The sequence below is a fragment of the Sphingomonas canadensis genome, from assembly GCF_026013525.1.
Lineage (GTDB): Bacteria > Pseudomonadota > Alphaproteobacteria > Sphingomonadales > Sphingomonadaceae > Sphingomonas > Sphingomonas canadensis.
The window spans coordinates 1-14260 of the sequence record NZ_JAPDRA010000006.1 but is presented as its reverse complement, the minus strand read 5'-3'; the positions used below and the strand labels follow the sequence as shown (position 1 = coordinate 14260).

Below are 14260 nucleotides of genomic sequence, written 5' to 3'. Positions count from 1 at the left end.
CTCCCGCGCCCGCGTCAGCCCTTGCGGGGCAGCGCGCCGGCCCATCCGGTCAGCGGCCCGTTGCGCTTGATCGTCTTCAGGCAGATCGTCGAAGCCAGGCGGTGGACGCCCGGCAGCTTCGACAGATCCTGCCGCAGCAGATCGTCGAGATGGCCCACCGACTGGGCGAAGACGCGCAGCAGATAGTCGCCGTCGCCCGCGGTGGTGTGGCATTCGATCACCGCCGGATGCGCCATCACCGCGGCCTCGAACGCCTCATGCGCGTCCAGCTTGATGCGGACATGGACGAAGCTCTGCACCGCCAGCCCCAGCGCCTCGGGATCGATGCGCACGGTATAGCCCTGGATGACGCCGCCTTCCTCAAGGTTGCGCACCCGCGACCAGCAGGGCGATTTGGAAAGCCCGATATGCTCGCCCAGCTCCGCATAGGATTGGCGCCCGTCGCGTTCGAGCTCGCCCAGGATCTTCCAGTCCAGCTTGTCCAATCCAACCCCTCCGGATCGCCACACAAAACGATTAGCCTGTGAAGTGATGGATACTCAAAACGACGTATCGGCGCTAGAAAATACGTAGGGACAACGTTCTGAATTTTCGGCGTTTGGCACGCAAGAACGGCACAATGTTCGATCGCGGAGCGGCTATTCCCGTCATCCTGACAAGCGCAATGCGGAGGATGATGTGGCCATATCCCATGTGTTCGATGCGCCGCCCCCGGGCTGTGCCGCGGACTGGACGATGCCGCAGAACTGGGAGGCCTTCACCGCCCGGGAACATGCGGTGTGGGACAAGCTGCTCGCCACCAATTCGCGCGCGCTGGAGGGCTATGCCTCGCGCGCGTTCCTGAAGGGGCTGGACCTGCTGCAGGTGATGGAGCCGGGCATCCCGGACCTGAAGAACCTGAACCCGCGCCTGCGCGCCGCGACGGGATGGGAGGTGGTGCCCGTGCCCGGCTTCATCCCCAACCAGCCGTTCTTCGAACATCTCGCCAACCGGCGCTTTCCGGCGGCCAATTTCCTGCGATCCGCCGAGGACATGGATTATAGCGAAGAGCCGGACATGTACCACGACCTGTTCGGGCATGTGCCGATGCTCACCGATCCGGTGTTCGCCGAATTCATGGTCGCCTATGGCCAGGCGGGGCTGCGCGCGGAGAAGCTGGGGGCGGCCGATTATCTGGGGCGGCTGTGGCTCTACACCGTCGAGTTCGGGCTGGTGGCGGAGGACGGCGGGCTGCGCGCGTTCGGCGGCGGGCTGTTGTCCAGCTATGCCGAGACGGTGGCGGCGCTGACCGCCCCGGGCGTGCGGCGGCTGCGGCTCGACGTGGCGCGGGTGATGCGCACCAAATATCATTTCGACCGGTTCCAGGGCGTGTATTTCGTCGTTGACAGCTTCGAGCATCTGCTGCGCGTGATGGAGGAGACCGACCTGGCTTCGGTCTATACCCAGGTGGCGGGCAGCCCGGCGCTGGAGCCCGGCGACAGCGATCCGGCCGACGAACCCTATCGCATCGCGGCCTGAGCGAAGCGGATGACCGTTGCGCCGCTGACCCCGGACGAGCGCGCCGCGCTGTTGCCCGCACTCGCCGGATGGGAGCCGGCGGCGGGGCGCGACGCGATCGCCAAGCGCTTCGTCTTCGCCGATTTCATCGCGGCCTTCGGCTTCATGGCGCGCGTGGCGCTGGCGGCGGAGAAGGCGGACCATCATCCCGAATGGTCCAACATCTACAATGTCGTGGACGTGGTGCTGACCACGCACGACGCGGGCGGGATTTCGCACCGCGACGTGGCGATGGCGCGTACGCTGGACCTGCTGGCGGCCACAGGCTGACGGGCGCGGGCTGACGGGTGGGCGCGATGCTGCTATCCGCGGCGCCATCGGCCGCGGCGCCACCGGATCGCGGAACCCAGGCGGAGAAGACCGGATGACCGAGTTTGCGCCCCGGGGCATGCGCCGCCGGGCGGGGGAGCGGGGCTGATGCCTGCCAGCCTGTTCGAACTGTTCAAGATCGGGGTCGGCCCGTCCAGCTCGCACACGATGGGGCCGATGACGGCGGCGTGCCGCTTCGTCGAGGCGCTGGCGCGGCGGGACGAGATGGCGCGGGTGGCGCGCGTCGAGGTTCGGCTGCACGGATCGCTGGCGCTCACCGGGCGCGGCCATGCGACCGATACGGCGGCGATCGCCGGGCTGCACGGCCTGTCGCCCGAGGCAGCCGATCCGGATGCGTCGGCGGCGCTGATCGCGCGGACGCGGGCTGACGGCGTGCTGATGCTGGGCGGCGGGCATCCGATCGCGTTCGACGAGGCGCGCGATATCCGCTGGCATGGGGACGAGATCCTGCCGTTCCACCCCAACGCGATCCGCTTCGCCGCGTTCGATGCGGCGGGGCAGGAACTGTTCGCGTGCTACTATTATTCGATCGGCGGCGGCTTCGTGGTGGACGAGGACCAGGCGCGCGCCAATGCCCGACCGGCGGAGGGACCGGCCGAGCCCTATCCCTATGCCTCTGCGGCGGAGCTGCTCGGCTATGCGGAGCGCGACGGGCTGACGATCGCCCAGGTGGCGCTGGCCAACGAGGACGCGCGGCGGCCGCGGGCGGAGACCGAGGCGGGGATCGCGCGCATCCTGGCGGCGATGGACGCCTGCATCGAGCGCGGGCTGGCGGCCGGGGGAACGCTGCCCGGCGGACTGGGCGTGCAGCGCCGCGCGGCGCGGCTGCGCGAGGAGCTGCACGCGCGGATGGAGCGCAACCTGGCCGATCCGCTGGCGGCGCTGGACCTGGTCAACCTGTGGTCGATCGCGGTGAACGAGGAGAATGCGGCGGGCGGCAAGGTGGTCACCGCGCCCACCAACGGCGCGGCCGGGGTGATCCCGGCGGTGTTGCGCTTCATCGAGCGGGTGCATGGCCTGGGGCCGCAGGCGCGCGCCGATTTCCTGCTGACCGCGGCGGCGATCGGCGCGCTGTACAAGCGCAACGCCAGCATCTCGGCCGCGGAGGTGGGCTGCCAGGGCGAGGTGGGCGTGGCATGCTCGATGGCGGCGGCCGGGCTGGCGGCGGTGCTGGGCGGCAGCAACGCGCAGATCGAGAACGCGGCCGAGATCGGCATGGAGCACAATCTGGGCCTCACCTGCGATCCGGTGGGCGGGCTGGTGCAGATCCCCTGTATCGAGCGCAACGCGATCGGCGCGGTGAAGGCGATCGGCGCCGCGCGGCTGGCGCTGGGCGGCGACGGCACGCATCATGTGACGCTGGACCAGGTGATCGAGACGATGCGCCGCACCGGCCACGACATGGCCGCGCAGTATAAGGAAACCTCGCTGGGCGGGCTGGCGGTGTGCGTGCCCGCCTGCTGACCGGGCGTGCGCGGACGGTTCCCGCGGGACGGCATGGACAAGTGCGGCTCGGTGACATATATACCGAGCGTTATGGAAACAGCCGTCGTCAATGCCGCCAAGGGCCGCCCGCGCGAATTCTGCGTCGATGCGGCGCTCACCTCGGCGCTGCGCGTCTTCTGGACCAAGGGCTATGAAGGCGCTTCCATGGCCGACCTTACCGAGGCCATGGGCATCACCAAGCCGAGTCTGTACGCGGCGTTCGGCAACAAGGAAGCGCTCTTCCAGAAGGCGCTGGACCTCTATGAGCGCGAAAAGCTGGCCTATGTCGGCGAGGCGCTGAAGGCGCCCACCGCGCGCGGCGTGGCCGAGCATCTGCTGAACGGCGCGCTGGAGGTGCATACCGGCGGGGAGAATCCCTGCGGCTGCCTGAGCGTGATCAGCTCGGTCGCGTGCGGTACCGAGGCGGAGGCCATCCGCGAACAGGTGCTGGAACGCGGGATGGCGTCGAAGCGCGCGCTGCTCGAACGGTTCGAGCGCGCCAAGCGCGAGGGCGATCTGCCCGGCCATGTCGATCCCACGGGGCTCACCGCCTTCCTGACCGCGGTGATGCAGGGGATGGCGGTGCAGGCCGGCGCCGGCGCATCGCGCGACGAACTGCGCCAGTTGATCGACACCAGCCTGGCGCTGTGGCCGGGCCGCTGAAACAAGAGTTTGCACCCGCCGATAAAATTTCTATAACGGCCGGTACGAAACTCCCTTGACGCAGTGCCGCATGATTTCTATACCAGTCAGTATAGAAGTCGCTGGACAGATGTCCGGCTGACGAACAGGGATACCGAAGGACGAACCGCAAGCGCGCGGACGGCAGGTGCCGTCCGGCGAACCGGTGGGCGCGCGTAGCGGCCGGCCGGGATGCGGGCCGCCATGGTGAACCCGGAGAGGAAACAACCAGCACCGCGGGCGGCATGCCAGCGGCAGGGAGGAGTTGCGCCATGGCCTTTCTTGCAATCGACGATCACGTCGCCGGAGGCTTCGTTCCCGCTTTCCACGGCGTCCGCGCCGCCGCGCTGCCGGATATCGAGGCCGGGCGGCTTTCCGCGCTTGAATGGTCGGTGGTCGCGGTCGCCCGCAAGGACGGGCTCGCCAGCCTGCGCGAGCCGGGACGGGTATCGCTGGCGCTCGGCACGATCTTCGGCAGCAGCCGCCCGCGGCCCCGGCTGGCCGATCCCCGGCTGGAGGCGCTGCGCCGCATCGCGGTGTTCGCCTGGCTGAAGGGCTATGCCGTGCCCCCGCGCGAGCTGGCGGCCTTTCTGGAGGCCGGCTTCACCCCCGAACAATATGAAACCCTGCAGACCAGCATCGGCCAGGCCCGCGCCGCCGATGCGCGGAGGACCCGTCAATGAACATGTATTCCAAATTCGGCGCGGCCGAGCTGCAGCCGCGGCTGAAGTTGCTGCACGGGCGTTTCCGAACGCTCAAGGGCTGGCAGCGCGGGGCGGTGATCGCTTCGCCGCTGGTGCTAGCGGCGGCCGTGTGGGGCGTGGGCGCGCGCCAAGCGCCGGCCGCCGCAGCCCCGCCGCCGCCCGCGGTCGTGGTGGCCGCCCCGCTCGCCCGCGAGGTGGCGGAGTGGGACGACTATATCGGCCGTTTCGAGCCGAGCCAGAGCGTTGAGGTGCGCCCGCGCATTTCCGGCGCGGTGGTGGCGATCCACTTCACCGACGGCGCGATCGTGCGCAAGGGCCAGCTCCTCTTCACCATCGACCAGCGCCCCTTCGCGGCGGCGCTGGCCGAGGCGCGGGCCGGGCAGGCCAGCGCGCAGAGCGATCTGGCGCTGGCGCGTGCCGACCTGGAGCGCGCGTTGCGGCTGATCGAGGCCGACGCGGTTTCGCAGAGCGAGGTGGACCGGCTGCGCGCCCGCGTCCAGGCGGCCAGCGCCGCGCTGGCGGGCGCCCAGGCGCGGGTCCGATCGCGCGCGCTGGAAATGGAGTTCACCCAGGTCCGCGCGCCGATCACCGGCCGCATCTCCGATCGCCGCGTCGACGCGGGCAACCTGGTATCGGCGGGCGAGGGGCCGGCCGGCACGCTGCTGACCACGATCAACGCGCTCGACCCGATCTATTTCAGCTTCAACGGATCGGAGGCGCTCTACCTGAAGGCCCGGCGCGCGCAGGATGCGGGCGCGGCGCCCTCCCCGGTGGAGATCCGCTTGCAGGACGAGGCCGAGTTCAAGTGGAAGGGCCGGCTGGACTTCACCGACAACGGGCTCGATCCCAAGTCGGGCACGATCCGCGGCCGCGCCGTGCTGCCCAATCCGGACCTGTTCCTGGCGCCGGGCATGTTCGGCAACATGCGGCTTTCCACGGGCGGCTCCGGCCAGGCGCTGCTGGTTCCCGAAACCGCGATCGTCACCGATCAGGCGCGCAAGATCGTGCTGGTGGTGGGCAAGGACGGCACCGTCGCCGCCAAGCCGGTGGAGCTGGGCGCCACGGTGGACGGGCTGCGTATCGTCCGCTCGGGCCTGGCCGCCGGAGACCGGGTGGTGATCAGCGGCATCCAGCTCGCCCGCCCCGGCGGCAAGGTGGACGCCAAGCCCGGCAGGATCGAGCCCAAGGCGGCCGCCGCCACCGAAACCTTCTCCGTACCGACAGCCGGCGCAGCCACCATCGTGGCGCGCTGACCAGCGGCCGCCGCGCCTTCGCCCCCTGAGGCGCGGCGGCTGCCCCCATAAGAACAATTCGACGCGAGGACCTTGCCATGCGCCTTTCGCGCTTCTTCATCGCGCGCCCGATCTTCGCGGCGGTGATCGCCATCGTGATCACGATCATCGGCGCGATCTCCTATTTCGCGCTGCCGGTGTCGCAATATCCCGAGGTGGTGCCGCCGACTGTGACGGTGGCCGCCGTCTATCCCGGCGCATCCGCCGAGACCGTGGCGGAAACCGTCGCTGCGCCCATCGAGCAGGAAATCAACGGCGTCGACGGCATGCTCTACCAGTCGTCGCAATCGACCGGCGACGGGCGTGCGCTGATCACCGTGACCTTCAAGCAGGGCACCGACCTGGACGAGGCGCAGGTGCTGGTCCAGAACCGCGTGGCGATCGCCACGCCGCGGCTTCCGCAGGAGGTGCAGCGGCTGGGCGTCGTCACCAAGAAGACCTCGCCGGACTTCCTGCTGGTGGTGAACCTGATCTCGCCGGATCAGTCGCTGGATCGCGCCTATCTGTCCAACTATGCGCTCACCCGGCTGAAGGACCCGCTGAGCCGGGTCGAGGGCGTGGGTGACGTGCAGCTCTTCGGATCGCGCGACCTTTCGATGCGCGTATGGCTCGATCCGGGCCGCGCGGCGGCGCTGGGGCTGACGGCGGGCGACATCGTGTCGGCGCTGCGCGCACAGAACGTGCAGGTCGCGGCGGGCACGCTGGGCCAGCCGCCGTCGGGCGGCGACGCCTTCCAGCTCAATGTCGAGACCCAGGGCCGGCTCACCGACCCGCAGCAGTTCGCGAATGTGGTGATCCGCACCGATGCCGACGGGCGCCAGGTGCGCCTTTCGGACGTGGGCCGCGTGGAGCTGGGCGCCGAGGATTACGGCACCTCCGCCTATCTCAGCGACCGCGAGTCGGTGATCCTGCCCGTGTTCCAGCGCCCCGGATCGAACGCGCTCGCCGCCGCCGAGGCGGTGAAGGCGGAGATGGAGCGACTGTCCAAGGACTTCCCCAAGGGGCTGGAATATCGCGTCGTCTACAACCCCACCGAGTTCATCCAGCAATCGATCGACGAGGTGGTGAAGACGCTGTTCGAGGCGGTGATCCTGGTGGTGCTGGTGATCATCGTGTTCCTGCAGAAATGGCGCGCGGCGGTGATTCCCGTGGTGGCGATTCCCGTGTCGCTGATCGGCAGCTTCACCGTGCTGGCGCTGGCGGGATATTCGCTCAACAACCTGTCGCTGTTCGGGCTGGTGCTGGCGATCGGCATCGTCGTGGACGACGCGATCGTCGTGGTCGAGAATGTCGAGCGCAACCTGGAACACGGCATGACGCCGATGCAGGCGGCGCGGACATCGATGGACGAGGTTTCGGGCGCGCTGGTGGGCATCGTGCTGGTGCTGTGCGCGGTGTTCCTGCCGACGCTGTTCATGAACGGCCTGTCGGGCGCCTTCTACCAGCAGTTCGCGGTGACCATCTCCACCGCGACGGTGATCTCGCTGGTCGTCTCGCTCACGCTCTCGCCGGCGCTGGCGGCGATCCTGCTGAAGCCGGGCGAGCGTTCGCCGGGGCCGGCGGGCTGGCGGCGTGCGCTCTATGCCGCGGGCGACTGGTTCAACCGCGGTTTCGCGCGGGTGAGCGATCGCTATGCGGCGCTCACCGCGCGGCTGGTGCGCCGCCCGCGCACGATGATGCTCAGCTACGGCGGGCTGATCGCGGCCACGGCGGCGCTGTTCTGGGCCACGCCCACCGGCTTCATCCCGGCGCAGGACCAGGGCTATTTCCTCACCGTGATCTCGCTGCCCCCGGGCTCGGCTACCTCGCGCACCGACGAGGTGATGAAGAAGGTCGCCGATCGCGTGCTGAAGATCCCGGGCGTGAAGGCCACGGTGATGCTCTCCGGCTTTGACGGCCCTTCGGAGACGCGCGCGACCAGCTCGGCCGCGGCCTATTGGGTGCTCGACGATTTCGAGGAGCGCGCCAAGAAGGGCGAGACGCTGGACAAGCTGATGGACGAGGCGCGCAAGGCGACCGCGGACATCACCGAGGCGCGGCTGATGGTGGTCGGCCCGCCGCTGATCCGCGGCATCGGATCGGCGGGCGGATACCGGCTGATGGTGCAGGACCGCGAAGGCAAGGGCTATGCCGAGCTGGAGAAGGCCGCCAACGCGCTGATCGGCCAGGCGAACCAGACGCCGGGCCTCCAGTCGGTCTACACCTTCTTTGATACCGCGACGCCGCGCGTCTATGCCGATATCGATCGCGACAAGGCGGAGATACTGGGCGTGCCCCCGTCGCGCGTGTTCGAAGCGTTGCAGGTCTATCTGGGATCGGCGTTCGTCAACGATTTCAACCTGCTGGGGCGCACCTTCCGCGTCACGGCCCAGGCCGACGCACCGTTCCGCCGCACCCCCGCGGACATCGCCAACCTCCAGACCCGTTCGGACAGCGGGGCGATGGTGCCGATCGGTTCGGTCGCCACCTTCCAGGACAAGACCGGCCCCTATCGCGTCAGCCGTTACAACCTGGCGCCCGCGGTGGCGGTGGATGGCGATACCGCGCCGGGCTATTCCTCCGGCGCCGCGCTGACGGTGATGGAGAAGACGGCGGATCAGGTGCTGCCGCGCGGCTTCTCCCACGAATGGACCGGCATCGCCTATCAGCAGCAGGCGGCGGGCAACACGGCGATGCTGGTGTTCGCGATGGCGGTGCTGTTCGTCTTCCTGGTGCTGGCGGCGCAATATGAGAGCCTGACGCTGCCGCTGGCGATCATCCTGATCGTGCCGATGTGCCTGCTGGCGGCGATGGCGGGCGTGAACCTGCGCGGCATGGACAACAATGTGCTGACGCAGATCGGGCTGGTCGTGCTGATCGCGCTGGCGGCGAAGAACGCGATCCTGGTGGTCGAGTTCGCCAAGCAGGCCGAGGAGCGCGACGGGCTGTCGCCGGTGGAGGCGGCGGTTCAGGCCGCGCGCGTCCGCCTGCGGCCGATCCTGATGACCAGCTTCGCCTTCATCCTGGGCACGGTGCCGCTGGTGCTGGCCACCGGGGCGGGCGCGGAGCTGCGCCAGGCGCTGGGCACGGCCGTGTTCTTCGGCATGGCCGGGGTAACCGCCTTCGGCCTGTTGTTCACCCCCACCTTCTACGTCGTGTGCCGCGCGCTGGGCGACCGCCTGTCGCGCCGGCGCAACCGCCCGGAAGGCGGCGCGGACGAAGCCGCGCTGCAGCCGGCCGAATGAGGAGCATGAAGATGCATCGCTTGCTTGTTGCCGCCTCCGCGCTCGCGCTTGCGGGCTGCGCCGTGGGGCCGGACTATGCCGCACCCCGGCACCCGCAGAGCGCCTCCGGCACCTTCGTCGCGGCACAGGGGCCGGCGGTGACCGCCGCCGAGCCCGTCGCCGGGGACTGGTGGCGCCTCTACGACGATCCGGTGCTCGACCGGCTGGTGGCCGAGGCGCTCGCCGCCAATACCGATGTGCGTGTCGCCATCGCGCGGGTGGCGCGGGCGCGGGCACAGCTTCGCGGCGCGGGGGTGGAGCGGCTGCCCCAGGCCACGCTGGGCGGCGGCGCCCAATATGGCCGCCTGCCCGAGGGGCAGCGCGCCCCCGGCGCCCCGCGTGAGGACTGGACGGTCGATGCCGGGCTCAGCGTGTCCTATGAGGTCGATCTGTTCGGCCGCGTCGGGCGCGGGGTGGAGGCGGCGCAGGGCGACCTGGACGCGGCGCTGGCCGATGCCGATGCGGTGCGCGTGATGGTGGCGGCGGAAACCGCGCGCGCCTATGCCGATGCCGCCTCCTCGGCCGCGCGGCTGGAGGTGGCGCGGCATATCGTCGCGCTGCTCGATCGCTCGCTGGCACTGACCGCCAAGCGCGCCGAGGCGGGGCTGGCCACCCGGCTGGAGGTGACGCGCATCGCCGCGCTGCGCGAGCAGCGCCAGGCCGACGTGCCCGCCATCGCCGCCGAGCGCGACGCGGCGCTGTTCCGCCTCGCCACGCTCACCGGCCGCGCGCCGGGGGACCTGCCGCCCGACGCGGCGGCGCGCATGACCATGCTGGAGATCGCCCGGCCGATCCCGGTGGGCGACGGCGCCGGGCTGCTCGCGCGGCGGCCCGACGTGCGCGCGGCCGAGCGGCGGCTGGCGGCGGCGACCGCGCGGATCGGCGTGGCCACCGCGGACCTCTATCCGCGCATCACGCTGGGCGCCTCGGCGGGATCGACCGGCGACGGCTTCGGCGATTTCCTGGGCGCAGGGCCGCTGCGCTGGCTGGCCGGGCCGCTGCTGAGCTGGGCGATCAACCCCAGCGCGGCACGCGCGCGCATCGCCGGGGCGGAGGCCGGCAGCCAGGAGGCGCTCGCAGGCTTCGACGGTACCGTGCTGGAGGCGCTGCGCGAGACCGAGACGGCGCTCTCCGCCTATGCCCATGCGCTGGAGCGCCGGGTGGCGCTGCGCCGCGCCCGCGACGAGGCGGCGCACGCGGCGGAGATCACCCGTGCCCGCCAGCGCGAGGGCGCGATCGACGCGCTGGAGGCGCTGGACGCCGAACGCACGCTGGCCGATGCCCAGGCCGCGCTGGCGCTGGCCGACGCGACGATCGCGGGCCGCCAGATCGACCTGTTCCGCGCGCTGGGCGGCGGCTGGCAGCAGGCCGGCGGGCAGGGATGAGTTCGGCTGTTGCGTATAACCAAATCGTCTAACAATATGGGGTGAAGGGTTTCCCCGATTCGGTGCGTCGTGCCGTGCGGGCGTGGCCGCGCGCAGACGAAGAGGGGAGGAGCATGGCCGAAACAGAAGGTGCCGCCGCGCCGGCGGGATGGCTGGAGGCGCGGCCGCATCCGATCGCCACCATCGTCGCGCTGCTGCTGGTGTTCGTGCTCTCGGGCATCTTCGTCCAGATCCTGCCGGTGTCGGCGCCGGTGATCCTGAAGGACTGGGCGCTGCCCGATACCGCGCTGGCCGCGCCGATCACGGCGGTGCTGGTGGGATCGGGGATCGGCACGGTGGCGGGCGGGGCGATCGCCGATACGCTGGGCCGCCGCATCTCGATCGGCGCCAGCGTGCTGCTGCTGGGCCTGTTCCTGGCGCTGGCCAGCCTGGCGCAGACGCCGTGGCAGCTTGCGCTGCCGATGTTCCTGGCGGGCCTTGCGATGGGCGGGCTCTATACCGCGTCGATGGCGCTGGTGACCGAACTGGTGCCCGAGGCGAAGCGGCCGATCGTGATCAGTTTCACGGTGGCCTCGCTGCCGGTCGGCTTCGGCCTCTGCTCCACCGTGGCGTCGGCGGTGCTGCCCGCCATCGGCTGGCGCGCGTTTTTCCAGATCGCCGCGCTGGCGAGCGTGCCGGTGTTCCTGGGCTTCTTCCGCTTCGTGCCCGAATCGCCGGGGCTGCTGGCGCGGCTGCCGCGGCGGCGGGGCGAGTATCTGCGCGTGATCGCCCGGCTGGGCCTTCCCGCCGCCCAGGCCGCGCCGGGCGCGGACGATGCGCCGCAGCAGCCGCTGCTGCGCCGCTTCGCCGCGCTGATCCGCGCCAATCCGGGCGCGACGATCGGCATCTTCGGCCTGTTCTTCGCCACCTATATCTTCGGCAACGCGATCCTTAGCTGGCTGCCCGTCGCGCTGGGCAAGCTGGGGCTCAGTATTTCCTTCGCTAGCGGGGCGATGACCGCCTGGACGCTCGCGTCGATCGCGGGGACGCCGCTGGCGGGCTGGTGCCTGTTCCGGCTGGGCGTGCGGCCGGTGTCGGCGTTCAGCGCGGCGCTGGGCGCGGCATCGGCGCTGGGGCTGGCGCTGGCGGCGGCGGGGGTGGTTTCGGGCGAAGGCGTGCTGCTGGCGTTCCTGGCGATGGGCGGGGTGGCCTCCGCCGGGGTGGTCACCGCGCTGCTGACGCTGGCGGCGGAGGCCTATCCGCCGGAGGTGCGCGCGATGGGCATGGGCATGTCCGACGCGATCGGCCGGATCGGCGGCGTGGGCGCGGCATTTTCGGGCATCTACATCATCGCGGGCAGCGGGCCGGCGGTGTTCTTCGGCATCCTGGCGGTGCTGATGGTGGCGGTGGCGGCCTATCTGCTGTGGCTCCACCCGCATGCACCCACATCCCCCGCCGAATGAGGGAGCCGGCCGCCATGACCGCGATCAGCCATGTGATGGACATGCCCGCCAGCGATGCGATGCGGGCCAGCGCCGAGCGCTTCTTCCACCTGCTCTATGTCGCGCATGATTTCCGCGCGGCGATGGAGGGGCATGCCGGCCCGGGCTTCGTCGAGCATAATCCGGATCTGCCCAATTCCCCCGCGGACCAGCTCCGCTGGTTCCAGGAGCGGGCGGAGGCCAACCAGGACACGATCGCCCCCGAAAGCGAATGGCGCACGCGCTTCGTCCACCGCTTTATCGTGGGCGACTATCTGGTGGTCCATTATTTCATGAGCATCGGCCCGCAGGATCGCGGCCGGATGTTCGCCGATTTCTGGCGCTTCGAGGGCGACCGGATCGTCGAGCATTGGGACGTGGTCCAGCCGGTGCCGGAGACGACATTGAGCGGCAATCCGATGTGGTGAAAGAGGGGCGGGTTGCCGCCCGCCCGCTCCCGCTCGCTCAAACTTCCTTCAGCGGAATCGCGGCGTCGCCCAGCCGTGCCGGATCGGGGATCGCGCCGCCCTCGATCAGCTTGCGGCCCTGGACATAGTCCTTCATCGCGTTGACGCAGTCGATCGCGATCAGCCGCCCGTCCTTCAGATAGCAGACCGAGAAGCTGCGCGTGGCCGGATCGCCGCGCACGATCTCGCGGTCATATCCGGCGGAGATGCCCGCGGTCTGCAGCTTCAGGTCATACTGGTTCGACCAGAACCAGGGGAAGGCGGCATAGGGCTTCGCCTCACCCAGGATCGCGGCCGCGGCGGTGATGGCCATGTCGTTGGCGTTCTGCACCGATTCCACGCGCGTCAGGGCGCCGTCCGCGTGCGCGTTGCGATGGAGCGCGCAATCGCCGATCGCATAGACGTCCGCCAGGCTGGTGCGGCACAGCGCGTCCACCGCCACGCCGTTGCCGCCCTCCGCGCCTGCCGCGATCAGCGGCGCCACGGCGGGCACGATGCCGATCCCGGCGATCACGATGTCCGCGGGCAGCAACGTGCCGTCCGCCAGCCGCACGCCGGTGACGCGCGTATCGCCCTCGATCGCCGCGGCAGAGGCGCTGGTGCGCAGGTCCACGCCATGCGCGCGATGCTCCGCCTCGTAGAAGGCGGAGAGCGCTTCGCCAGCGACGCGCGCCAGAACGCGCGGCAGCGCCTCCAGCAGCGTGACCGTGCAGCCGAGCTTGGTCAGCACCGCCGCCGCCTCCAGCCCGATATAGCCGCCGCCGATCACCACCGCGCGGCGCGCACCCGCGTCCAGCTCCGCCATCAGCCGGTCGGCATCGGCGCGGGTGCGGATCGCATGTACCCCGGGCAGGGCGCCGCCGGGGCAGGGCTGCGGGCGCGGATCGCCACCCGCCGCCCAGACGAGGCTGCCATAGGTCACGCTGCCGCCGTCCGACAGCGTAAGCCGGTGCGCGGCGGGATCGACGGCGGTCACCCCTGTCCCCAGGAGCATCGCCACCTGCCGCTCCTCCCAGAAGGCGGGCGGGCGGATCAGCAGCCGCTCCCACGGCTTGTCGCGCGCGAGATATTCCTTGGAGAGCGGGGGCCGTTCATAGGGCAGCTCGGGCTCGCGGCCGATCATCAGGATCGTCCCCGCGAAGCCGCGCTGGCGCAGCGTGATCGCGCATTGCGCGCCGCCCTGGCCCGCGCCCGCGATCACGACGTCGGCGTGGCGCGGCGGGGCATCATTAGCCGCCATGCTCAATCCTCGGGCGCGATCGTGACCGAAAGGCCGTCGCAGCCCTCGTCCAGCACGAGCTGGCACGACAGGCGCGACGTCTCGCGACGATGATCGGAACTGTCGAGCAGGTCGTTCTCGTCGTCCGTCATCGGCGGGAAGCTGTCATAGCCTGCGGCATCGACGAACACATGGCAGGTGGCGCACGACAGGCAGCCGCCGCACAGCGCCATCATCTCGTCGATCCCGGCGTCGCGGATCGTCTCCATCAGGCTCAGGCCCGGGCGGATCGCGACGCTGCGGGTGCCGCCGTCGCGGGTGGTGACCAGTATCTCGCCCATCAGAACACCACGACGCTGCGGATGGACTTGCCCTGGTGCATGAGATCGAATGCGGTGTTGATTTCGTCGAGGCCCA

Annotated in this window: 13 protein-coding genes; 10 read left to right on the top strand and 3 right to left on the bottom strand. The window is 70.4% G+C overall.

Features of this window, described 5'->3' with window-relative positions:
• Window positions 1-14 precede the first annotated feature (14 nt).
• Complete coding sequence (locus tag OM513_RS12830) at window positions 15-485, bottom strand: Lrp/AsnC family transcriptional regulator (protein ID WP_264944791.1); 471 nt, start codon at window positions 483-485, stop codon at window positions 15-17.
• Between the two features lie 193 nt (window positions 486-678).
• Here OM513_RS12830 and phhA point away from each other — a divergent pair, with 193 nt between their 5' ends.
• The 10 genes from phhA to OM513_RS12780 all read left to right on the top strand — a co-directional run bounded on the left by phhA (window position 679) and on the right by OM513_RS12780 (window position 12585).
• Window positions 679-1518, top strand: a complete 840-nt coding sequence (gene phhA / locus OM513_RS12825; RefSeq protein WP_264944790.1) for a phenylalanine 4-monooxygenase — start codon at window positions 679-681, stop codon at window positions 1516-1518.
• A 9-nt stretch (window positions 1519-1527) separates the two neighbouring features.
• Window positions 1528-1827: a 4a-hydroxytetrahydrobiopterin dehydratase gene (locus OM513_RS12820; protein ID WP_264944788.1), complete on the top strand. Its 300-nt coding sequence runs from the start codon at window positions 1528-1530 to the stop codon at window positions 1825-1827.
• Between the two features lie 147 nt (window positions 1828-1974).
• Window positions 1975-3351, top strand: coding sequence for an L-serine ammonia-lyase (locus OM513_RS12815; protein WP_264944787.1), 1377 nt, complete (start codon window positions 1975-1977; stop codon window positions 3349-3351).
• A gap of 72 nt (window positions 3352-3423) precedes the next feature.
• Window positions 3424-4035, top strand: coding sequence for a TetR/AcrR family transcriptional regulator (locus tag OM513_RS12810; RefSeq protein ID WP_264944786.1), 612 nt, complete (start codon window positions 3424-3426; stop codon window positions 4033-4035).
• 290 nt (window positions 4036-4325) lie between these two features.
• Entirely contained in the window at window positions 4326-4736 is a 411-nt protein-coding gene (locus tag OM513_RS12805; RefSeq protein ID WP_264944785.1) for a hypothetical protein, read from the top strand.
• Entirely contained in the window at window positions 4733-6010 is a 1278-nt protein-coding gene (locus OM513_RS12800) for an efflux RND transporter periplasmic adaptor subunit (RefSeq protein ID WP_380916338.1), read from the top strand. The genes OM513_RS12805 and OM513_RS12800 overlap by 4 nt, the downstream gene beginning before the upstream one ends.
• Before the next feature lie 77 nt (window positions 6011-6087).
• The gene (locus tag OM513_RS12795; protein ID WP_264944784.1) at window positions 6088-9273 is read left to right on the top strand and encodes an efflux RND transporter permease subunit; all 3186 of its coding nucleotides are present in this window, start codon (window positions 6088-6090) and stop codon (window positions 9271-9273) included.
• An 11-nt stretch (window positions 9274-9284) separates the two neighbouring features.
• A complete protein-coding gene (locus OM513_RS12790) occupies window positions 9285-10697 on the top strand; it encodes an efflux transporter outer membrane subunit (protein WP_380916339.1) in 1413 nt (470 codons plus the stop codon).
• A 113-nt stretch (window positions 10698-10810) separates the two neighbouring features.
• Window positions 10811-12139: an MFS transporter gene (locus tag OM513_RS12785; protein WP_264944780.1), complete on the top strand. Its 1329-nt coding sequence runs from the start codon at window positions 10811-10813 to the stop codon at window positions 12137-12139.
• Between the two features lie 14 nt (window positions 12140-12153).
• On the top strand, window positions 12154-12585 hold the full coding sequence (locus OM513_RS12780) for a nuclear transport factor 2 family protein (protein WP_264944779.1): 432 nt from the start codon (window positions 12154-12156) through the stop codon (window positions 12583-12585).
• Between the two features lie 37 nt (window positions 12586-12622).
• Here the strand turns inward: OM513_RS12780 and OM513_RS12775 are convergent, their stop codons facing one another.
• Both OM513_RS12775 and OM513_RS12770 read right to left on the bottom strand, forming a co-directional pair.
• A complete protein-coding gene (locus tag OM513_RS12775) occupies window positions 12623-13864 on the bottom strand; it encodes an NAD(P)/FAD-dependent oxidoreductase (RefSeq protein WP_264944778.1) in 1242 nt (413 codons plus the stop codon).
• A 2-nt stretch (window positions 13865-13866) separates the two neighbouring features.
• Window positions 13867-14184, bottom strand: a complete 318-nt coding sequence (locus OM513_RS12770; protein ID WP_264944776.1) for a 2Fe-2S iron-sulfur cluster-binding protein — start codon at window positions 14182-14184, stop codon at window positions 13867-13869.
• Between the last annotated feature and the right edge of the window lie 76 nt (window positions 14185-14260).